The sequence below is a fragment of the Enterobacter cloacae complex sp. P18RS genome, from assembly GCF_014982105.1.
Taxonomy (GTDB): Bacteria; Pseudomonadota; Gammaproteobacteria; order Enterobacterales; family Enterobacteriaceae; genus Enterobacter; species Enterobacter hormaechei_C.
Genome location: NZ_JADCKV010000002.1, coordinates 241,593 through 263,789, shown reverse-complemented (window position 1 = coordinate 263,789; position 22,197 = coordinate 241,593). Strand labels below are relative to the sequence as shown.

Annotated in this window: 20 protein-coding genes; 7 read left to right on the top strand and 13 right to left on the bottom strand. The window is 56.5% G+C overall.

The features are described from left to right. Positions 1–27: 27 nt before the first annotated feature. Complete coding sequence (locus INF61_RS01360; protein WP_015571880.1) at positions 28–1,293, bottom strand: oligosaccharide MFS transporter; 1,266 nt, start codon at positions 1,291–1,293, stop codon at positions 28–30. A 31-nt stretch (positions 1,294–1,324) separates the two neighbouring features. Beyond that, on the bottom strand, positions 1,325–3,139 hold the full coding sequence (locus INF61_RS01355; RefSeq protein ID WP_032672005.1) for a DUF2264 domain-containing protein: 1,815 nt from the start codon (positions 3,137–3,139) through the stop codon (positions 1,325–1,327). Between the two features lie 166 nt (positions 3,140–3,305). Here INF61_RS01355 and INF61_RS01350 point away from each other — a divergent pair, with 166 nt between their 5' ends. Beyond that, a complete protein-coding gene (locus tag INF61_RS01350) occupies positions 3,306–4,145 on the top strand; it encodes an AraC family transcriptional regulator (RefSeq protein ID WP_023295450.1) in 840 nt (279 codons plus the stop codon). Between the two features lie 41 nt (positions 4,146–4,186). Here the strand turns inward: INF61_RS01350 and INF61_RS01345 are convergent, their stop codons facing one another. Genes INF61_RS01345 through INF61_RS01325 form a run of 5 tightly spaced genes read right to left on the bottom strand, consistent with a single transcriptional unit; the run spans position 4,187 to position 8,848 of the window. Beyond that, positions 4,187–5,062 (bottom strand): MurR/RpiR family transcriptional regulator, encoded by an 876-nt coding sequence (locus INF61_RS01345; RefSeq protein WP_015571883.1) that lies wholly within the window; start codon positions 5,060–5,062, stop codon positions 4,187–4,189. After that, on the bottom strand, positions 5,059–6,009 hold the full coding sequence (locus tag INF61_RS01340) for an iron-siderophore ABC transporter substrate-binding protein (protein ID WP_015571884.1): 951 nt from the start codon (positions 6,007–6,009) through the stop codon (positions 5,059–5,061). The genes INF61_RS01345 and INF61_RS01340 overlap by 4 nt, the downstream gene beginning before the upstream one ends. 9 nt (positions 6,010–6,018) lie before the next feature. Further along, positions 6,019–7,059 carry an iron ABC transporter permease gene (locus INF61_RS01335; protein WP_193547465.1) on the bottom strand — a complete coding sequence of 347 codons (1,041 nt, stop codon included), beginning with the start codon at positions 7,057–7,059 and terminating at the stop codon, positions 6,019–6,021. Next, positions 7,056–8,039: an iron ABC transporter permease gene (locus INF61_RS01330; RefSeq protein WP_032649559.1), complete on the bottom strand. Its 984-nt coding sequence runs from the start codon at positions 8,037–8,039 to the stop codon at positions 7,056–7,058. The genes INF61_RS01335 and INF61_RS01330 overlap by 4 nt, the downstream gene beginning before the upstream one ends. Continuing rightward, positions 8,036–8,848: an ABC transporter ATP-binding protein gene (locus INF61_RS01325; RefSeq protein WP_017384046.1), complete on the bottom strand. Its 813-nt coding sequence runs from the start codon at positions 8,846–8,848 to the stop codon at positions 8,036–8,038. Before INF61_RS01325 ends, INF61_RS01330 begins: the two co-directional genes overlap by 4 nt. 384 nt (positions 8,849–9,232) lie before the next feature. Between INF61_RS01325 and INF61_RS01320 the strand changes: the two genes are divergently transcribed. Continuing rightward, a complete protein-coding gene (locus INF61_RS01320) occupies positions 9,233–11,362 on the top strand; it encodes a TonB-dependent siderophore receptor (RefSeq protein ID WP_193547464.1) in 2,130 nt (709 codons plus the stop codon). An 85-nt stretch (positions 11,363–11,447) separates the two neighbouring features. Here INF61_RS01320 and parE read toward each other — a convergent pair whose 3' ends face one another. From parE to nudF, 5 genes are read right to left on the bottom strand one after another with little or no spacing between them, the layout of a single operon-like run. Beyond that, a complete protein-coding gene (gene parE, locus INF61_RS01315; RefSeq protein WP_017384044.1) occupies positions 11,448–13,340 on the bottom strand; it encodes a DNA topoisomerase IV subunit B in 1,893 nt (630 codons plus the stop codon). 28 nt (positions 13,341–13,368) lie between these two features. Beyond that, entirely contained in the window at positions 13,369–13,950 is a 582-nt protein-coding gene (gene yqiA, locus INF61_RS01310) for an esterase YqiA (protein WP_015571888.1), read from the bottom strand. Beyond that, positions 13,950–14,777, bottom strand: a complete 828-nt coding sequence (gene cpdA / locus INF61_RS01305) for a 3',5'-cyclic-AMP phosphodiesterase (RefSeq protein WP_017384043.1) — start codon at positions 14,775–14,777, stop codon at positions 13,950–13,952. The genes yqiA and cpdA overlap by 1 nt, the downstream gene beginning before the upstream one ends. A 27-nt stretch (positions 14,778–14,804) precedes the next feature. Next, on the bottom strand, positions 14,805–15,227 hold the full coding sequence (locus INF61_RS01300; RefSeq protein ID WP_003862516.1) for a DUF1249 family protein: 423 nt from the start codon (positions 15,225–15,227) through the stop codon (positions 14,805–14,807). Next, positions 15,224–15,856, bottom strand: coding sequence for an ADP-ribose diphosphatase (gene nudF, locus INF61_RS01295; RefSeq protein ID WP_045141813.1), 633 nt, complete (start codon positions 15,854–15,856; stop codon positions 15,224–15,226). The genes INF61_RS01300 and nudF overlap by 4 nt, the downstream gene beginning before the upstream one ends. 203 nt (positions 15,857–16,059) lie before the next feature. On the opposite strand from nudF, the gene tolC reads away from it, so the two are divergent. The 3 genes from tolC to INF61_RS01280 all read left to right on the top strand — a co-directional run bounded on the left by tolC (position 16,060) and on the right by INF61_RS01280 (position 19,561). Next, a complete protein-coding gene (tolC, locus tag INF61_RS01290; RefSeq protein ID WP_058689592.1) occupies positions 16,060–17,538 on the top strand; it encodes an outer membrane channel protein TolC in 1,479 nt (492 codons plus the stop codon). 194 nt (positions 17,539–17,732) lie between these two features. Further along, positions 17,733–18,398: a DUF1190 family protein gene (locus INF61_RS01285; protein WP_003862522.1), complete on the top strand. Its 666-nt coding sequence runs from the start codon at positions 17,733–17,735 to the stop codon at positions 18,396–18,398. Between the two features lie 2 nt (positions 18,399–18,400). Then, positions 18,401–19,561, top strand: a complete 1,161-nt coding sequence (locus INF61_RS01280; protein WP_017384039.1) for a glutathionylspermidine synthase family protein — start codon at positions 18,401–18,403, stop codon at positions 19,559–19,561. Between the two features lie 82 nt (positions 19,562–19,643). Here INF61_RS01280 and ygiD read toward each other — a convergent pair whose 3' ends face one another. Continuing rightward, positions 19,644–20,432, bottom strand: coding sequence for a 4,5-DOPA dioxygenase extradiol (gene ygiD / locus INF61_RS01275; RefSeq protein ID WP_017692656.1), 789 nt, complete (start codon positions 20,430–20,432; stop codon positions 19,644–19,646). A 130-nt stretch (positions 20,433–20,562) separates the two neighbouring features. Here ygiD and zupT point away from each other — a divergent pair, with 130 nt between their 5' ends. Both zupT and INF61_RS01265 read left to right on the top strand, forming a co-directional pair. Beyond that, complete coding sequence (gene zupT, locus INF61_RS01270) at positions 20,563–21,336, top strand: zinc transporter ZupT (protein ID WP_015571892.1); 774 nt, start codon at positions 20,563–20,565, stop codon at positions 21,334–21,336. Positions 21,337–21,601: 265 nt separating this feature from the next. Further along, the gene (locus tag INF61_RS01265) at positions 21,602–22,162 is read left to right on the top strand and encodes a fimbrial protein (protein WP_015571893.1); all 561 of its coding nucleotides are present in this window, start codon (positions 21,602–21,604) and stop codon (positions 22,160–22,162) included. The last annotated feature ends 35 nt before the right edge of the window (positions 22,163–22,197 follow it).

Genomic DNA, 22,197 nt, shown 5'->3' with positions numbered 1-22,197 from the left:
TTTCGGTTCCTTCTTTGACGGCGTAATTTATCGAGTTGACGTTTCTGCTACGTTCAGCGCACGAGCCCCGCGCCATTTGCTCTGACAGGCGGATAACGTAAAAGCAGAAATAAGGGTAAAGGTCAGCGCCGTTGCGCCCATGATGATATAGGTGTGCTCAAAGCCAATACGGTCATACATATAGCCGGCAGGGGAAGAGACCACCACGTTGCCAACGTAGAGCATCGCCTGATAGCCGAGTAAATACATGGTGGCATTGACGCGCTTGTCGAAATGCTCGGCGATATATTTAAATACCGACACCAGCAGGAGACAAATTTCCAGACCGTACAGCGGCTTAAGCACTGAAATTAACAGGTGTGAATCACACATGCCGGAAATAATCAGACGCGCCCCAACCACCAGCCCGACAATTAACAGCCCGCGTTTGGCGCCAATAAAGTTCACAAACAGCGGGACCACCATATACATGACAAATTCCATGCCCGACTGTACAGTCCCGAGATAGCCGAATACGGCGTTGCCCTCATGAATATCATCGAAGAAGGTGACGAAATAGCGCGAGAATTGCTGCTCGGCGATAAACATCATCCACGCCACGCCCGCCACGTACAGGCAGAAGGCCCAGAATTTGCGGTTACGCAGCAGGGCGTAAACGTCAGACGGGGCTATTTTCTCTTTCGTCAGCACCTCGCCTGCGTGAGCGGAGTTAGTGTTCACTTTCAGGCTCAGCAGGACAATCAGCATTACCACCGACGCCACGCTGCCGAGAATAAAGTTATACGCCGGTGAGAGGTTGAACAGCAGGCCGGAGAAAGATGACGCCACCGCCCAGCCGAGCGATCCCCACATACGGATCTGCCCGAACTCCATGCCATTCAAACGGCTAAAGCGGTCGGAATAAGATTCACACGCCGCCACGCCCGCGTACCAGGCAAAGCTTAAATAGAGCGCGCCGATAATAATCCCCAGCAGGGTATTAGACATTAACAGCGGCTGGTAAACATAAATAAAGAATGGCGCCATCAGGGCCGACATGATCACCACAAAATAGAGCAGATATTTGCTCATGCCGATCTTATCGAGAATATAGCCGTAGATCGGCTTGAGAATAACGGAGAATATCCCATTCACCGCAAAGACGGTTCCAATCACCGATCCGCTCAGGTTGGCTTTCTGACCGAGCCAGATCGCCAGCAGACCAATACTGGCAGACCAGGTAAAGAAATAGAGAAAGATAAAGCTGCTGATTTTGTAATATTCAGTTCTGTTGGTTGTCGATGTGCTTTTCATATCATCCTCGCCGGGGTGTAGGGCCAGATTTTTATAATGTGAACGCCAGCTTACGTTCGCTTCCGGGTTCGCTAATCACGATCTGGTTATGGGTTATATTCAGCTGCGGCGTCGCCGCAGCGGGCTGTTTTCCGCCAGCCAGAACGGCGCAACAGAGCCAGCTTTCCCCTTGCGGGAGGTCAGCTTTTAACAGCGGAATGGAGGCGCACTCCGCAAACATAATGCTGCTGTTCGGCGGCGTGACGATGCTGTCTGGCTGGCGCTGAATGATCGGCGAAAGATCGACAATGACGCTGCTGCCGTTTTCAGCCAACAGATAACAACCGCGTTCGCGCACCTGATGGGCGGTTTTCATCACCGCAAAGCCGCCCTCGACGGTTTGCAGAGTGCGCGCGCTGTTGATACGGTGCAGGCGCAGGTGCCACTCCCCGAACGGGATCTGCCAGGTCGCAATCTGCACGTCGCGCCACGGCGACCAGCGCGAGAAAATGTAATTTTCATCCACCCGAACCTCGTCGCACTCGCGACGACCGCGGAAATAGTCATCTCCGTTCGCCAGCAGCAGCATGGAATCGCAGGCGGCATGCTTCAGGCCAAAACGCCCGCGCTCAAGGGTGAATCCGAAGCGGCTGGAGTAGGCAAATTTGGTGTATTTCGCTTCGGTGTTGACGTAGTTGTTCAGCTCCAGCTGACCGGCGGTGAGCATGACGACGTGCTGCGAATCTTTCGAATGCATCAGGATCTGCTGCGCATGCGTAATCACATGTTTTTCAGCAAGCGCGGGCAGCGGTTGTTCTTCCGCCTGCCAGAACGGGTGTGCTTCCGGCAGCGCCAGGATCAGATAGGTTTTCAGCGCCCAGTACGGTGAACCGGGGGAGTTGTAATCCTCGCACATCGCCAGGTTCGGATACGCAAACCCCAGGGTAAGAATACCGTCGCGATCGACAATCGACTGCTGCTGCCACCAGCGCAGATGCCGCAGCACAATGCCCTTCACGATGCCCGGGGTGAAGACGTCCAGTTGAGAAAAGGCCACCGCGCTCCAGAAGGCAACCATGGCAAAGCGGTAGGTCAGGCTGCGGCCAAACGGCACCGAGGCGCCATCGGCGGCGGACCAGTAGATAAAGTCTTCCGCGAACAGACGCGAGCGCTCGCGCAGCACCTTCGCCCTCGCCTCGTCGTCACTCAGCGTGGCGTAAATCAGGCCGTAGAAATGGAAAGCCATGGAGATGTAGTAATCTTTCGGGCGGCCGGGACCGTCGGAATACCAGCCGTCGCCGAGGTAGTAGGCGTCCATCAGCGCAAAGCGGTGGTCAATGGCGGCCCGATCGTACGGCAGGCCGGCGCGCTTAAAGCCGAGCTGGACCATAATGGCAAAATAGTTCCAGTTGCTGTCCGGCATCTGCGCGTCGGTGATTTGGTTGAGCCACGCGTGCAGGTTCATCACCTCGCGCCCGGTAAAGTGCGCGGTGAGTTTATCCCCCAGCAGAGCGAGCCCCAGACCGTAGGCCGCCATCTCCACCAGACGCTGATCGTACGGGCCGGTTTCACCCCAGTAGCCGCTGCTTTGCGGGTCGGTACCAAGCTTAATGGCAGTAAGGTACTTCTCGCTGAACGGCGTGCTTTCGCCAGATGCCATCAGCGGAAACAGCCCCCACAGCGCGCGAGAAAGTCCCTCCATCTGCGCAATATCCGCTGTGTAATGGGCGCAGGTGTCGCCCAGCGGGAATCGTGAACGGTTCGCCGGAAATTGCGTGTCCAGCGCCTGTAAAAGTGCATTCAACGACGCCACTACCTCCTGGCGTGAAGACAACGGATTTGATTTTTCTTTGTTTGCCGCCCACATCGGTTCGCCCTCGTAATCAACTGCGGCAAAGCATAGTGAATCCGCAAGGGGCAGAAATGTTAGCCATGTCACAGGCATGAACGATGAATAAACCTCCAGTTGAGAAAATTTAAAAAGGTGGTTTATAAAGACGATCAGACGGGAAAAAGTTGAGTTTTATTGCACTATGCGCGACACGCCGACATCCGACCTTCTGGAACTGATCGCCCTGAATGATACCGTGGCCTCGTTCAGCCGCCTGTTTGCCAATACGGTGCGCTACCATCACTGGCATCAGTGTCTGGAGATCCTCTATGTGGAAGAGGGCTTTGGCGTGGCGATTGTCGATAATCGTCACTACACCATGCGCCCCGGACGACTGTTTTTCTTCCCGCCTTTTACGCTGCACAAGGTCATGGTGGACGAACAGGCGGAGGCAATTTACCGCCGCACCATTATTCATCTCGACCAGCACGCGGTGCTGAAGATCCTGCGGGATTTTCCCCAGACCCGGCAGCGCCTGGAGCGGCTGTCACGCCGTGGCGGCGAAGCGTGGGTCGCCGATTTAGCCCACTGTCACCACCATATCGACCATCTGTTTAGCTGCTATAAACCGCCGATGAACGGCGAGAGCATCGCCAGCCTGCTGATCGGCCTGTTCGCGATGCTCCCCGACGATCGCGACGGTGAGCCGGGCAACAGCCAGGGGATCGCCAGCCAGGTAATGTTCTGGCTCGACGAGCATTATCAGGAGAAATTTCGTCTGGATGCGCTGGCCGAAGAGCTGGGTAAATCACGCAGTTACGTATCGCGAAGATTCCATGCGGAAACGGGCGAAAAAATTCACGACTACCTGAACACGCTAAGGTTGCGTAAGGCGTGCGAGTGTTTACTCCACACGGATTCGAGCGTGCGTGACATTGCCGCACAGGCGGGATTTTCCGACGTGACGTGGTTTATCAGCGCGTTTAAAAAGGGGATTGGCGAGACGCCGTTGCAGTACAGGAAGAACCATCGTGCGGTTTGACGCCCTCACCCCAGCCCTCTCCCACGGAGAGAGGGGGAAGATCATCCGCTCTTCTTCCCCGGCTTTAATCCGCGGTGTAACTCGTTGATGCGCTTCATCGACTTGATGGTGCGCTGCGGCTCGGTGGAGGCGACGGACAGAATAATCATCTCCAGGCACAGCAGCACCGTGCCGTGCAGCGGGATTTTGCCCTTCTCGCCACCGCGCGGGACGTGGATCACTACGCTTGCCTCTTTGCTAAAGCGCGAGTCCGTGGCGTTGGTCAGCAAAATGGTGGGAATACCCAGGCGCTTCGCTTCGCGCAGCGTGGTCTGCCCCTCCCGGTGCGCGGATTTTTGCGCCATCATTACCAGCACGTCACCGCGCTGTAGGGCAATCAGCTGTTCGGCGAGGCCAATACCGGTGCGGTTGAGCGGGATCGCAGGCAGGCCTATACGGCTAAACAGTCGCGAGGTGTACTCAGCCAGAATGCCGGATGCGCCAATGCCAAAAATAGCGACCTGTCTCGCCTGCGCCAGCAGCGACACGGCCTGCGCCATCGCGTAGCGGTTGCCCGGTTCGGACAACACCGCGCAGGTGTGCTGATGGCCTTCCAGCACAAAATCGATGCTCGCGTCGACGTCGCTGGTAAGCGTGTTTACCGTGGTGGACATCTTCTCGCTGGAGGTGACCACCGGGCCAAACCACTGCTCCAGGGTCTGCTTGAGATCCCGCAGCCCACCAAACCCAAGCGCCTGAATGGCACGCACCACGGTGGCGTCCGAGGTGTGTAGCACAGCGGCAATCTCCATTGCCGTCTGCTCCATAACCGCTTCACGATTTTCATTGATATAGCTCGCCACCTGCAGCAGACGCGGCGTCAGCTGGTGCGCCCGCGAGCGGAGGCGGTCGCCGTAGACATCAATTTTTCGGATCATCGTGCGGCCTCCGGCAGCGGACGGCCCGCTATCTGCGACTGCACCTGCGCGGCCATCAGCCCCAGCGAGGCAAATGAATTTGAGATCGCTTCCTCGCGGGAGATGAGCACGTAATGCCCGGTTCGGCAGGCGTTGAGAAACTGACACCAGCCCGGCATCACCGCATCCATCGCCGCCAGCTCGTCCTGCGGTTTTCCGCCGGTGTCCCCGCGCCAGGTGGCAAAGACAAAATCAGCATCCAGCTCCGGCAGGCGCTCGGCGCTGACGTCGATGCGCCCGCCCTCCGGGATGCTCTCAATCAGCGGCGGGAACCTGAACCCTGCGTCGCGCAGCACGCGCCCAAGCGAGTGGTAGCTGTGCATGGCGTTGATTTTGCCCTGATTGGCCTGAATCACCGAGACGGTCAGTTTGCTCGTATCGATGGTCGCCTTTAGCGCCTCGATCTGCTCCTGATAGCGACGCTCCAGAATCTTCAGCCGCGCCTCTGTCCCGGTAAGCTGCGCCAGCTTGCGGTAGATCTCCGGCGCACCGCCGTCGAGGTGATCGATACTCACCGTCGGGGCAATTTTTTCCAGCTGTTCGACCGGCGTGTTGCGGGTCGGCTCGGTGATGATAAGATCCGGCTTCGCCGCAGCGATGGCTTCAATATCGATATCCGCGGTGCCGATGAATGTGATGTCGGAATTATCAAAATCGATGCCCGTCAGCATACCGCTGGAACGCAGAAAATGGCTGCCGTCCGGTCGGGTGCGGCCATGGCTGGCAACCGGCGGTACGCCAAGCTCGATCAGCGGAATGGTGATATCCAGGTCGTGCAGGGACACAATCCGCTTCGGGTTAACCGGCACCACCACGTTGCGGTTCAGGTCGTCAGTAAACGTCTGCGTTGGCTCTGCGGCTCCTACAGCAAAACCCACCAGCACCAGCATTGCAAAAAATACGCGCATTTTTATCCCCTAAAATCGATCCCGACGCTGCCAGAGCAGCAGCAGGAAAAACGGTCCGCCAATCAGTGAAATGACAATTCCCGCCGGCAGCTGCAACGGGAGAAATGCCAGCCGCCCGACGTTATCCGCCAGCAGCACCAGCAGCGCGCCCAGTACGGCACTTCCCGTCAGCAGTGCCGTTTGCCCTCCGCGCAGCAGCAGGCGCGCCATGTGCGGAGCAATTAGCCCGACAAAGCCGATACTCCCCACGCAGGAGACGCAGGCCGCGGTGAGCACCACGGGGGCAAACACGCGCAGCAGAGCGAGGCGTGAAGTCCGCACGCCCAGCCCCGTCGCAGTGTGGTTGCCGAGCAAGGCTACGTCTGCGGCGCGTGCGGTAAAGAGCAGCAGCGCAAACGCTGGCACTGTCCAGGCAGCAGCGATGCTGACCAGCGTCCAGCTTGCCGTATGCAGGCTCCCCGCCAGCCACAGCATCGCCGTCTGGACGTCGCGCACGTCGGCGGTCGTCATAAAGACCCCCATCGCGGCGGCAAACGCCCATGACACGCCGATGCCGATCAGGATGAATCGCGGGCGCGAGATAACACGCGCCAGCGCCACTACCAGCAGCGCGGTCAGCAGCCCACCGGCCATGCCGATAAGTGGACGCCAGTACGGCCCCAATCCCGGAAACTGAAAAATCAGCAGCAGCACCGCCGCGCTACAGCCCTCTTTCACGCCGATAAGACCGGGGTCAGCAAGGCCGTTGCGGGTAATGGACTGCATGGCCGCCCCCGCCATGCCGAGCATCGCGCCGCACAGCACCGCCATCAGCAGGCGCGGCAGGCGGATATCCATCACAATGTAATGCGCATCCGCCGTCAGACGTTCAGGATAAAACAGCGCACGTCCGATGGCGGAAGCAGGAATGGGCAGCGAACCGTGCGTCAGGCCAAAACTTAGCAGCAGGAGAGCGGCAAGCGATAATACGGCCAGATACAGCAGCGCCCTCGGGCGAACCAGCGCCGAGAAGGAGAAAAATCGTACTGCCCTCAATCCAGCCCGGTTCATTTGAACATCCTTGACGCCATAAGGATAAAGACCGGCGCGCCGACCAGCGCAGTCATCACGCCGGTTGCCAGCTCATACGGCGTAAACAGCGTACGGGCGGCGATATCCGCCATCAGCAGAACCAGCGCCCCGCAGAGGGCTGAAAGCGGCACCATCACGCGCAGGTCCACCGATACCAGACGGCGAATCAGCTGCGGCACCACGAGTCCGATAAACCCGATCGGTCCGGCAACTGAAACCGCCGCGCCGCACAGCAGGGCGATGGCCAGCAGCGCGAGCAGGCGCGTTTTCAGCAGCGACACGCCAAGCCCCTGCGCCATTCTCTCGCCCAGCGCCAGCATGTTCAGCGACGGCGACAGCCAGAGCGCCAGCGCAAAACCCACGGCAGCGGCCCCCGCGGCGCTAGCGATCGTCTCGCCGATGACTCCCGCCACATCCCCCGCAAGCCAGGTCCGCATGGCCAGCAGCGTCTGTTCATCCAGAATCAACACCGTGGCGGTTATCGATGAGGCAAATGCCGACATCGCCACGCCGCACAGCGTGACCTTCATCGGCGTGAGACCGGTACGCCCGGATGAGGAGAACGTTAGCACCAGCAAAAAGAGCGCGGCGGCGCCAGCTGCGGCTATCAGAGGGCGGCCAAACGGCAGCGACAGCCCGAGGGCACTCGTCAGCACCACCGCCAGCGCCGCCCCTGCATTCAGCCCCAGGATATGCGGCTCGCCGAGCGGGTTGCGGATCACTGATTGCAGCAGCACGCCCGCGACGCCGAGCGCCGCGCCCGTCACCAGGGCGGCGCATAGCCGCATCAAGCGCAGCCTGACGATCACGCTATGCTCAAAATTGCGCGGGTCGAAGTGGAAAAATGCGTCTACTACCGTCCGGGGGGCGATAACGCGCGCCCCGATGCTCAGATGCGCAATTGCGCCTGCCAGAAGCAGCAGCGTAAAGAGAATAAAGGCCACAGATGTGCGCATCATGGTTTGTCGTCAGCCTGACGGAACGGCATAAAGAACGGCTTGCCGGTCAGCGGGTTAACCGACATATGCACGTCGACGTCAAACACCGCTTTGATTAGCTCCGGCGTGCAGGCGTCGCCCTCATGCAGTACCCCCTCGACCTTTCCCTGACGTAAAAAGACCAGCGAATCACCGTAATTCACGGCGAAGTTGAGATCGTGCAGAACCACCACCACGGTGCGCCCGTGCCGGCGCGTCAGCGTGTGCAGCAGTTCGAGGATCTCCACCTGGTAGCGAAGATCGAGGTACGTCGTGGGTTCATCCAGCAGGATATAGGGCGTTTGCTGCGCCAGCACCATAGCGATCCAGCAGCGCTGGCGCTGGCCGCCGGACAGGCTTTCAACCAGATGATGGGCAAACTCTGCCGTTCCGGTCAGGCGTAACGCCTCTTCCACGGCCCGCTCGTCTTCCTCGCTCCACTGGCGCATCACGTTCTGCCAGGGGAAACGTCCGCGCGAGACCAGCTCAAATACGGTTAACCCTTCTGGAAGCAGCGGAGACTGCGGCAGGATCCCGAGCTGGCGGGCGACCGCTTTGGTTGGTTGCGAGTGGATGGCTTTGCCGTCCAGCACCGCGCTGCCGCCGAGCGGCTGAAGCAGCCGTGCGAGGGTACTTAACAGCGTCGATTTTCCGCAGCCGTTTGCGCCCACCAGAACAGTCATTTTCTGCTGGGGGATCGCAAGGGAGATATCATCAACGATGATTTTTTTCTGGTAACCCGCGGAGAGGTTCTCAAGAACCAGTCCCGGCTTTTTGATGTAGTGAGCCACGTGAACGCCAACGTAAGAAAAAAAACCAACAAATAAAAATAAAACTCATTCTCTTTTGTGAGTTTGCCGCCGCTCCATGTAGTAGTCAAGCGAAGATACACCCTGTAAACCCCAGGGATAATTGAGCATCAACACACAAACTAAAATACATTTTTATTAATTATTCTCAATATCTTAAACCAGAAAATGATGCGTATTAGTCAGAGAGAAACCTCTGTAGCGAAATTTTTATTTATTTCATTTACTACTACATGCCCTCATGCTTGAATGATTCTCAATTACAAGTCCGATGCCATAGAGGCTAACGGACAGACCGTAAGGGCAATGACTCACACATTCTTCCGCGAGCATTTCATCGCAGGATATTTTGGGAAAACAGATGTAATGGCTAAGTTCACACCTTCATTCGCCGGGGTAAAAGGGCGCGCGCTCTTTTCACTCCTGTTCATGGCGCCTCTGGTGCACGCAGCAGCAAAAGACAGTGAGACGCTTACCGTCACTGCCGATCCTTACGCTTCCACCGACGCCACCAGCGGCTATCAGCCCCTGAACACCTCCACCGCCACGCTGACCAACATGCCGATGCTAGACATCCCGCAGGTGGTCAATACCGTCAGCGATAAAGTGCTGGAAGACCAAAACGCGACCACGCTAGACGAGGCGCTGTATAACGTCAGCAACGTGGTGCAGACCAACACCCTGGGCGGCACGCAGGATGCCTTCGTGCGCCGTGGCTTCGGCGCAAACCGCGATGGCTCGATCATGACCAACGGCCTGCGCACCGTGCTGCCGCGCAGCTTCAATGCCGCAACCGAGCGCGTGGAGGTGCTAAAAGGCCCTGCCTCGACCCTTTACGGTATTCTCGACCCCGGCGGCCTGATTAACGTGGTGACCAAACGCCCGGAGAAAACCTTCGGCGGCTCGATTTCTGCCACATCAACCAGCTTTGGCGGCGGTAGCGGACAGTTTGACGTCACCGGTCCAATTGAAGGTACGCGTCTGGCCTATCGCCTGACGGGGGAGTATCAGGACGAGGATTACTGGCGTAATTTCGGCACCGAACGCAGCACCTTTATCGCCCCGTCTTTGACCTGGTTCGGCGATGATGCCACCGTGACCGTGCTCTATTCGCATCGCGACTATAAAACGCCGTTCGATCGCGGAACGATCTTCGATCTCAACACCAAAAAGGCCGTCGACGTCGATCGCAAAACCCGCTTTGATGAGCCATTTAACGTGACCGACGGTCAGTCCGACCTCGCTCAGCTTAACGCGGAGTATCGGCTCAACAGCCAGTGGACCGCGAAGTTCGACTACAGCTACAGCCAGGATAAGTACAGCGATAACCAGGCTCGCGTGATGGCCTACGATTCAAAAACCGGCAACCTGACCCGCCGCGTGGATGCGACCCAGGGTTCGACCCAGCGTATGCACACAACGCGGGCAGATTTGCAGGGGAACGTGGACATCGCGGGCTTTTACAATGAGATACTGACCGGCGTGTCGTATGAAAATTACGATCTGCTGCGCACGGACATGATCCGTTGTAAGAACGTTAAGGATTTCAATATTTACAACCCGAGCTACGGCAGCCTCGGCAAGTGCACCACCGTCTCGGCAGCCGACAGCGATCAAACCATCAAGCAGGAGAGCTACTCCGCCTACGCGCAGGACGCGCTGTACCTGACCGATAAATGGATCGCCGTTGCCGGACTGCGCTACCAGTATTACACCCAGTACGCGGGCAAAGGCCGTCCGTTTAACGTCAACACCGACAGCCGCGACGACCAGTGGACGCCGAAGCTGGGCCTGGTATACAAGCTCACGCCGGCAGTCTCCCTGTTTGCCAACTATTCCCAGACGTTTATGCCGCAGTCGTCCATTGCGAGCTACATCGCCGACCTGCCGCCGGAAACGTCTAACGCGTATGAAATAGGCGCTAAGTTCGACCTGTTCGACGGCATTACCGCCAACATCGCGCTGTTTGATATCCACAAGCGCAACGTGCTGTACACCGAAAGCGTCGGTGATGAAACCGTCGCCAAAACTGCGGGCCGCGTGCGCTCGCAGGGTGTCGAAGTGGATCTCGCCGGATCGCTGACCGAGAACACCAACATTATCGCCAGCTACGGCTATACCGATGCGAAGGTGCTGGAAGACCCGGACTACGCGGGCAAACCGCTGCCGAACGTACCGCGCCATACCGGCTCCCTGTTCCTGACGTACGATATTCACAATGCGTTTGCCGGGAATACGCTGACAATTGGCGGCGGCGGGCACGGCGTAAGCCGCCGCTCAGCGACTAACGGTGCGGATTATTATCTGCCGGGCTATTTCGTGGCGGATGCATTTGCGGCGTACAAAATGAAGCTGCAATATCCGGTGACGCTACAGGTGAACGTGAAGAATCTGTTCGATAAGACCTACTACACGTCGTCGATTGCGACCAACAACCTGGGCAACCAGATTGGCGACCCGCGTGAAGTGCAGTTTACGGTGAAGATGGAGTTTTGACGTAAAAAAGCCCGGTGGCGCTAACGCTTACCGGGCCTACGATCCTAACCCTCTCCCTGTGGGAGAGGGTTAGGGTGAGGGGACATCAGGCCTCAATATCCGCCATATCGCCTTTCTCCTGGAGCCAGTTACGTCGGTCTTCAGAACGTTTCTTGGCCAGCAGCATATCCATCACGGCGTTGGTTTGCTGTTCGTCTTCATCGCTGATGGTCAGCTGCACCAGACGGCGGGTGTTCGGATCCAGCGTGGTTTCACGCAGCTGCATCGGGTTCATCTCGCCCAGCCCTTTAAAGCGCTGAACGTTCGGTTTGCCCTTCTTGCGTTTGAGCTGCTCCAGCACGCCCGCTTTCTCTTCTTCCGTCAGCGCATAGTAGACTTCTTTGCCAAGGTCGATACGGTACAGCGGCGGCAGCGCCACGTGGACGTGACCGTTTTTCACCAGCGTGCGGAAGTGCTTCACGAACAGCGCACAGAGCAACGTGGCGATGTGCAGACCATCGGAGTCCGCATCCGCGAGGATACAGATCTTGCCGTAGCGCAGCTGGCTCAGATCGTCGCTGTCCGGATCGATGCCGATCGCCACGGAGATGTCGTGTACTTCCTGCGAGGCCAGCACTTCATCAGACGAGACCTCCCAGGTGTTGAGGATCTTACCCTTGAGCGGCATGATCGCCTGATATTCACGATCGCGCGCCTGCTTGGCCGATCCGCCTGCCGAGTCCCCTTCCACCAGGAACAGCTCGGTGCGGTTGAGATCCTGGGCGGTACAGTCCGCCAGCTTGCCCGGCAGCGCGGGGCCGCTGGTCAGCTTTTTACGCACCACTTTCTTCGCCGCGCGCAGGCGACGCTGGGCGCTGGAGATCGCCATTTCAGCCAGCATTTCTGCGGCCTGAACGTTCTGGTTCAGCCACAGGGTAAACGCATCTTTCACCACGCCGGAGACGAACGCCGCGCACTGGCGTGACGACAGGCGCTCTTTAGTCTGACCGGCAAACTGCGGATCCTGCATCTTCACGGAGAGCACGTAGGCGCAGCGGTCCCAGATATCTTCTGCGGAAAGCTTCACGCCGCGCGGCAGAATGTTGCGGTATTCGCAGAACTCGCGCATCGCATCCAGCAGCCCCTGACGCAGGCCGTTGACGTGCGTCCCGCCGAGCAGCGTTGGGATCAGGTTGACGTAGCTTTCCGTCAGCAGCTCACCGCCTTCCGGCAGCCACAGCAGCGCCCAGTCCACCGCTTCGGTGTCACCTTCGAAATTCCCGACGAACGGTTTTTCCGGCAGGGTCGGCAGGCCGTTAACCGCTTCGCACAGGTAGTCGTTCAGACCCTTTTCGTAGCGCCAGCTCTGTTCGGTGTTGTTTACGTGATCTTTAAAGGTGATTTCCACGCCCGGGCACAGCACCGCTTTGGCTTTCAGCAGGTGCGTCAGGCGAGAAACGGAAAAGCGTGGGCTGTCGAAGAAGCTTTCGTCAGGCCAGAAATGGACGCTGGTGCCGGTGTTGCGTTTACCGCACGTCCCGACGACCTGCAAATCCTGCACTTTTTCGCCGTTTTCAAACGCGATGTTATACACCTGGCCATCGCGACGAACGTTCACTTCCACGCGCTTTGACAGGGCGTTAACCACGGAGATCCCCACGCCGTGCAAGCCGCCGGAGAACTGGTAGTTTTTGTTGGAGAACTTACCGCCCGCGTGCAGACGACAGAGGATCAGCTCAACGGCGGGAACACCCTCTTCCGGGTGGATATCTACCGGCATGCCGCGGCCGTCGTCGATAACTTCCAGCGACTGATCGGCGTGCAGGATAACGTCCACGCGTCTGGCATGGCCTGCCAGCGCTTCGTCCACACTGTTATCAATTACTTCCTGGCCCAGGTGGTTTGGGCGCGTCGTATCGGTGTACATCCCCGGGCGGCGGCGAACCGGCTCAAGCCCGGTGAGTACCTCAATGGCATCAGCGTTATAGGTTTGCGTCATGATTTAAGCTAGCAATTCGCATTGATTGTCAGTGGCTGTGCAGTCCAAGAAAATCGACAATCTGGGTGAAATGATCTTCAAAGCCCGTGAAAGCATGGTTACCGCCCTCTTCTACAGTCTGGCGGCAGGATGCGTAATACGCCACTGCCTGGCGGTAATCCAGCACTTCATCTCCCGTCTGTTGCAGCAGCCAGATAAGATCGGGCGCTTCAAGCGGGTCGACCTGCATAACTTTGAGATCGTAAATATGGCGTGACTCTAGCACATATTGTTGGCCGGTGTAGGGGTTCTCGTTTTCGCCAAGAAAGTCCCTTAACAGCTCAAATGGCCGGACCGCCGGGTTGACGACGACAGCGGGTAACATAAAGCACTGCGACAGCCAGGTGGCGTAGTAGCCGCCGAGCGACGACCCGACAACGCCAAACGATTCGCCGCCGTGTTCAAGCACGATCGATTCCAGCATCTCTGCCGCATCCGCCGGATAAGGGGGCAACTGCGGAATAATCATCTCCACGTGGGGATGATTCGCGCTCAGCCACTGGCGAAGCTGCGTCGCTTTCGCCGATCGTGGTGAGCTGTTAAACCCATGCAGATAGAGAAGCGTCGACATCAATAGCCTTCCGAAGCGGTATCCGGGCGGAATTGAGCCCCGGTCAGACGGCAAACTTCGGTGGTCAGCGAGCCATCGGCATGCAGCTCCAGCCAGCGCCAGCCCGGTGCGATGGTATCCAGCGTAAAGTTGGCGCAGTGCGGCTTAAACTGCACGCAGGTAGAGGGCGTCGCGAGCAGGCGGCGACCATTCCAGTCGAGATCCTGCTCCTGGTGAATGTGCCCGCACAGCAAATTTTTCACGCGCGGAAATTTCGCCAGTACGCCGTCCAGCGCCGCAGAGTTGCGTAAGCTGTGCTGATCGAGCCAGCTACAGCCCGCCGGCAGCGGGTGATGATGCAGCAACAGCAGCGTATTGCGATTCGGTTCGGCGGCTAGTTTTGTCTCCAGCCAGTCAAGCTGATAGTCGCTCAACTCACCGTGCGGAACGCCAAACACCTGACTGTCGAGGAGCAGAATTTGCCACTGGTCCCCCGCAAAGACACATTTTGCCGGTGAAATCCCCGCATCCTGAAGCGAACTGTACATAGCGGGTTGAAAATCGTGATTGCCCGGTAGCCAGACGCAAGGCACGCTAAAGCTCGCAATCCCTTCAGCAAAATGCTGATAGGCTGCGGAGGATTGATCCTGCGCCAGATCGCCCGTCGCGACGATCAGATCGCATGGCCGCTTTTCAGCATGGATCGCGTCAAGAACCGCCTGATAACTCTCCCAGGTGTTCACGCCCAGAAGCGTCTCATGCTTTTCGGCAAAAAGGTGGGTGTCGGTGATTTGTAATATCCTGACTGGCGCCCCACCAGCAACAGTCAGGTTCAACAGGCTTTCCAAATGGTGTCCTTAGGTAGGTTTATGACGCTAACAAACCGGAATCGCCATTGCTCCATGTGCTAAACAATATCTTAGCCAGTCGGCTAAAAACTGGTTAATTTGATGCTTTTCGTCGCGTTGATGCAACTTTTTATTCGGGTAATCATACCGCGCTTTAAAGCGAAAGATCTGCTGGCTTGAACACACTTCAGCGACCATCGCGTCATGATAAAGACGTACCGTCATCGACGGCAGGCTCCAGTAGCTGATGCTCGGCGCCGTTTGCTCAATCTCCACCAGCGTAGTGTAGCGCGTTGATTCTGTTATCGTTAACCGATACTGCGCGTTGCTCACCTGATAGCTCACCGTTTCGCCGGGCGCGTCGTTTCGCGGCAGCAGGCGGCGCAGCTGGGCGAAATTGGTTTCGCACAGGCGCATCATTTCTGGGAAGTCAGGTGTATAACGCTTCATTTTTTCCACTCGTGTCGTAATGTCTGATAATGCAGCTGTAGCCATTGCAGGGCGATGACAGACGCTGCGTTGTCGATTTTCCCCTCTTCTACCCACTGGTAAGCCTGCTCCCGACTCACCACATGAACCCGAATATCTTCGTTTTCATCTGCCAGACCGTGGATCCCTTCCGCTGTCCTGGCGTCCACTTCGCCCACCATAATAGATGAACGTTCCGTTGTCCCACCCGGGCTTGCCAGGTAGCTCAACACCGGTTTCGTCCGGCCGATCGCCAGGCCCGCCTCTTCCAGCGCCTCACGGCGAGCGACGTCTTCGACCGACTCACCTTCTTCGATCATCCCGGCCACCATCTCCAGCAACCACGGCGTATCGCTGGTATCATAAGCCGCAATACGCACCTGTTCGACCAGCACCACTTCATCACGCACTGGGTCATAGGGTAGCAACACAGCCGCATGCCCGCGCTCAAAAATTTCGCGTTTGATTTCACCGCTCATCTCACCGTTAAACAGACGATGCCTGAAACGGTAAAGTTCCATTGAAAAAAAACCGCTATAAAGCGTTTCTCGTGCAATAATTTCTACATCGTTTTTGGCGAAGGTGACAGGCACGTTTTCTGGTTTTTGCATCGGTCGAGTCCTGGTAGCAATGGTGATGAAATTGTGAATTTCAAGGCTGTTTGGCTGCCGTTTGTATGGCTATATGGTAGATTGGAGCAAATTACCGCCAGATGGCACGTTACGCCAACCTTTTGGTGTGGATGATTCTGTTAGAATCGGCAATTATTTTTAATTAGATCAGCGCTAATACTGCTTCACAACAAGGAATGCAAATGAAGAAATTGCTCCCCATCCTTATCGGCCTGAGCCTGACGGGCTTCAGTGCAATGAGCCAGGCAGAAAACCTGTTACAGGTCTACCAGCAGGCACGTCTGGGCAACCCTGATTTACGTAAATCAGCGGCCGATCGTGATGCTGCGTTTGAAAAGATTAACGAAGCACGTAGTCCACTGCTGCCGCAGTTAGGCTTAGGTGCAGATTATACCTACACTAACGGTTTTCGCGATAACAATGGCATCGATTCGAATGCCACCAGCGCCTCTTTACAGCTTACACAAACCCTGTTCGACATGTCCAAATGGCGGGAACTGAGCTTGCAGGAAAAGAGCGCCGGCATTCAGGATGTCACCTATCAGACCGATCAGCAGACGCTGATCCTGAATACCGCGACCGCCTATTTCCAGGTTCTGAGCGCGATTGACGCCCTCTCCTACACCGAAGCGCAGAAACAGGCGGTTTACCGTCAGTTAGATCAAACCACCCAGCGTTTTAACGTGGGCCTGGTCGCCATTACTGACGTGCAGAACGCCCGTTCACAGTACGATACCGTACTGGCTAACGAAGTGACCGCACGTAACAACCTCGACAACGCCCTGGAAGCACTGCGTCAGGTCACCGGTAACTACTATCCTGAGCTGGCCTCTCTGAACGTGGACAGTTTCAAAACGGACAAACCGCAGGCGGTTAACGCCCTGCTGAAAGAAGCGGAAAACCGCAACCTGACCTTGTTGCAGGCACGCCTGAACCAGGATCTGGCGCGCGAACAGATCCGTCTTGCACAGGATGGTCACCTGCCAACTCTGAGCCTGAGCGCCTCTACCGGCGTATCGGACACCAGCTACAGCGGGTCTAAAACGACCTCTCAGGCCTATGACGACAGCAACGTTGGCCAGAACAAAGTGGGTCTCAGCTTCTCTCTGCCGCTGTACCAGGGCGGAATGGTTAACTCTCAGGTGAAACAGGCGCAGTACAACTTTGTGGGCGCCAGTGAGCAGCTGGAAAGCGCACACCGCAACGTGGTGCAGACCGTGCGTTCTTCCTACAACAACGTAAATGCCTCTATCAGCAGCATCAACGCCTATAAACAGGCCGTCGTCTCTGCCCAGAGCTCACTGGATGCGAACGAAGCGGGTTACTCCGTAGGTACGCGTACCATCGTGGACGTGTTAGACGCAACGACCACGCTGTATAACGCGAAACAGCAGCTCTCCAGCGCACGTTATCAGTATCTGATTAACCAGCTGAACATCAAGCAGGCGCTGGGTACGCTGAACGAGCAGGATCTGCAAATGCTGAACAGCACGCTGGGCAAACCGGTCCCTACGTCGCCTGACAGCGTCGCGCCGGAAAATCCACAGCAGGATGCCGCCGTTGATAATTTCACCCCTAACAGCAGCGCCCCGCTTGCGCAGCCAGCGGCAGCGCGTAGCACCGCACCTGCCAGCAGCGGTACGAATCCGTTCCGTCATTAAGCCTTGCCCGATGGCGCTGAGCTTATCGGGCCTACTTAACCGTAGGCCGGGTAAGCACAGCGCCACCCGGCGCAAAATCACACCTGAACGTAAGCCAACGTAAAGATCCCCCGCATTTCGCCCCTCTTCGCTTCATTTTCAACCACTCATCCTCTATCCTGAGCGTTATTACCACTGGGTCCTGGAAGACAAATATGAAACGGACAAAAACGATGAATCACGCGTCGTTCCGCAAAAGCTGGAACGCACGCCACCTGACACCTGTCGCGCTGGCGGTCACCGCCGTCTTTATGCTGGCAGGCTGTGAGCAAAACGACGAAACGGTTTCGCTGTATCAAAACGCCGACGACTGCGCGAGCGCAACCGGTAAAGCCGCTGAGTGTACGACGGCCTATAACAACGCCCTCAAAGAAGCGGAACGTACCGCGCCGAAATATGCCTCTCGCGAAGACTGTGTAGCCGAATTCGGTGAAGGCCAGTGCCAGCAGGCACCTGCTCAGGCGGGTATGGCACCGGAAAACCAGGCGCAGGCACAGTCCAGCGGCAGCTTCTGGATGCCGCTGATGGCGGGTTATATGATGGGCCGTTTGATGAGCGGCGGTGCGGGCTACCAGCAGCAGCCGCTGTTTAGCTCCAAAAACCCGAACAGCCCGGCCTACGGTAAATACACCGATGCCACCGGCAAGGGTTACGGTGCTGCAACGCCAGGCCGTACGATGACCGTACCGAAAACCGCAATGGCGCCGAAACCAGCCACCACCAGCACCATTACCCGTGGCGGCTTTGGTGAGTCTGTTGCCAAACAAACCACCATGCAGCGTAGTGCGACCGGCTCCTCAACTCGCTCAATGGGCGGCTGATCATGGAACGAGTCAGTATTGTTGAGCGCCCGGACTGGCGCGAAAAAGCCACCGAATACGGTTTCAACTTTCACACCATGTACGGCGAGCCGTACTGGTGTGAAGATGCTTACTATAAGCTCACGCTCGCTCAGGTCGAAAAGCTTGAAGAGGTAACCGCAGAGCTGCACCAGATGTGCCTGAAGGTAGTAGAAAAAGTCATCGACAGCGATGAGCTGATGACCAAATTCCGCATTCCGAAGCACACCTGGAGTTTTGTTCGTCAGTCCTGGAAAACGAACCAGCCTTCGCTCTACTCTCGCCTCGATCTGGCATGGGATGGCGTGGGTGAACCGAAGCTTTTAGAAAACAACGCGGATACACCAACCTCTCTGTACGAAGCCGCGTTCTTCCAGTGGATCTGGCTGGAAGATCAGGCGAATGCCGGAAACTTGCCCGAAGGCAGCGACCAGTTCAACAGCCTTCAGGAAAAGTTGATTGAGCGTTTCGTCGAACTGCGTGAACAGCACGGTTTCAACCTGTTGCACCTCGCCTGCTGCCGCGATACCGAAGAAGATCGCGGTACGGTTCAGTATTTGCAGGACTGCGCAGCCGAAGCGGAAGTGGCGACGGAATTCCTCTATATCGAAGATATCGGTTTAGGTGAAAAAGGTCAGTTTACGGACATGCAGGATCAGGTCATCAGCAACCTGTTCAAGCTCTATCCGTGGGAATACATGCTGCGGGAAATGTTCTCTACCAAACTGGAAGACGCCGGCGTGCGCTGGCTGGAACCGGCCTGGAAGAGCATTATCTCCAATAAAGCCCTGCTGCCGATGCTGTGGGAGATGTTCCCGAATCACCCGAACCTGCTGCCTGCTTACTTTGCTGAAGATGATTTCCCACCGATGGAGAAATACGTCGTTAAGCCAATTTTCTCCCGTGAAGGGGCAAACGTCTCGATTATCGAAAACGGTAAAACGCTGGAAGCGGTTGAAGGGCCGTACGGTGAAGAAGGGATGATCGTCCAGGCGTTTTATCAACTGCCGAAGTTTGGCGACAGCTATACGTTGATCGGCAGCTGGCTTATTAACGATCAGCCTGCCGGGATTGGCATTCGCGAAGATCGCGCGCTGATTACGCAGGATCTGTCGCGTTTCTACCCGCATATTTTCGTCGAGTAAGACTTGCCCGGTGGCGCTACGCTTACCGGGCCTACGCTCAATATGTAGGTCGGGTAAGGCGAAGCCGCCACCCGACATGTTTTTACCCCACCTGCACCGACAGCATACTCAAGCTCCCCATCTCAATACCGTCGACCGGGATTGTAATAACCTCCTGACCATCCCACGCGCCTAATACATACAGCAATGGCAAGAAGTGTTCCGGCGTCGGGTTAGAGAGCGAACCGCCGTCATGATCCAGATAGTTCACCAAAGGGTGTCGTTCGGCCGGCCCTTGCCAGGTCAGGTTGTCTTTTACATAGTCATTAAAGGCTGTTGCCCAGGGGTACGGCGTATTTTCACCGTGCCAGCGTACCGTACGCAGATTGTGTACCACGTTGCCACTGGCAATCAGCATGATGCCCTCATCACGAAGCGAAGCCAGCTTACGCCCCATCTCCATGTGCCAGGCAGCCGGTTTGGTGCTGTCGATACTCAGTTGCACCATCGGGATATCGGCATCCGGATACATTTTGATCAACACCCCCCATGAGCCGTGGTCAAAGCCCCAGGCTTCTTTGTCCAGCGCAACCGGAACAGGGGCGAGCAGATCAACGAGCCGCTGCGCCAGCTCGGGGGAGCCCGGAGCAGGATAATGCGTGTCATACAGCGCCTGCGGAAAGCCGCCAAAATCATGAATCGTTTTTGGCGCTTCCATAGCCGTCACACCGGTACCCCGGGTAAACCAGTGCGCAGAGACCACCACAATTGCCTTCGGACGCGGTAACGTCTCACCCAGCTGACGCCAGGCACGGGTATAGACGTTATCTTCCAGGACGTTCATTGGGCTGCCATGGCCTAAAAACAGTGCTGGCATACGAGAAGAAGACATGGTGATATCCTTAGAGAAGGTGTCAATGTGATGGGCCTACATTACGCGCATTCAGGTGAAGATGAACGCAGATAACCGTGAAGATCAACATCAGGAAATTTGAATGTCAGATATCGCTTAAGGAGAATGCATGTCAGTACCGTTGATTTTGACCTTACTCGCGGGCGCCGCAACCTTTATCGGTGCGTTCCTCGGGGTACTCGGGCAAAAACCCTCTAATCGCCTTCTGGCCTTCTCGCTGGGTTTCGCCGCCGGGATCATGCTGCTTATCTCGCTGATGGAGATGCTGCCCGCCGCGCTTCACACCGAAGGTATGTCGCCTGTTCTGGGCTATGGCATGTTTATCATTGGACTGCTGGGTTATTTTGCGCTCGACCGTATTCTTCCTCACGCGCACCCGCAGGATTTAATGCAAAAAAGCGTTACCCCCATCCCGGGCAATATCAAACGCACGGCCATTCTGCTGACGCTGGGTATCAGCCTGCATAACTTTCCGGAAGGTATCGCCACCTATGTCACGGCCAGCAGCAACCTGGAAATGGGTTTTGGTGTGGCGCTGGCCGTGGCTTTGCACAATATTCCTGAAGGACTTGCCGTTGCCGGGCCCGTTTATGCCGCCACGGGTTCAAAACGTACGGCTGTCTTTTGGGCGGGTATCTCCGGGATGGCTGAAATTCTCGGCGGCGTGCTGGCGTGGCTGATCCTCGGTAGCCTCGTCTCCCCGATTGTGATGGCTGCGATTATGGCTGCCGTGGCCGGGATTATGGTCGCGCTCTCTGTCGATGAGCTGATGCCGCTGGCGAAAGAGATCGATCCCAACAATAACCCCAGCTACGGCGTACTGTGTGGAATGTCAGTGATGGGGATGAGTCTGGTACTGCTGCAAACGGCCGGTATTGGCTAAGAATTTATGCCTCCGTTTTATACGGAGGCTTTATATTATTCAAAAAAACAATCCTATATATTTCACCTATAATAACCCGCAAATATAAACCTGTTAAAACCCTGAAAAACCACGCCTCTTAAAATAGCCTGCAAATATTAATTAAAACCATCTAAAAATATATTTAAGTCATGTTAATCGCGTCTCCCCACCCCAATTCGTATACTTCGCGAGTATTCTGAAATTAATATTCACATTATGAATCACTCTGAAAAAGGATATTTTCATGTATATGGGTAAAAAACTACTGTTAGCGACGGCTATGGCAGTCATTGTATCGGGTGCTGCTTTTGCAGATGATCAAGGCTCAGGAAAAATCACATTCAAAGGTATTGTTATTGACGCACCGTGCAGTATCGCACCAGACAGCGTTGATAAAGAAGTCGATCTGGGTGAAGTGACCACGGCCGTTATCAACGCCAACAAAAAATCTACCCCGGTTCCGGTCGATATCAATCTGGAAAACTGCCAGCTTGACGATCCGGCAGACGAGACCGACACGCCAATTACCAAAGTGGATGTGACCTTTACCAGCGCAGCGACAGACGCGGCGGATACCAGCCTGATGAGCAACACCTATGCAAGCGGTGCGCAGAACGTGGGGGTGCGTCTGCTGGATAACGCGGAGTCTGCTATCACGCTGGGAGAGGCCAACGAGGTTGAGTTGCTGGCGGGTTCAACCACCCAGACGCTGCATTTCAAAGCGGTTATGGAAGTCCCTACAGGTAAAACTGCGACGGCAGGCCAGGTTGAAGCCACGGCTAACTACGTCCTGATGTACAAATAATTCTGTTACGTCACGGCACCAGCCGACTGGTAATT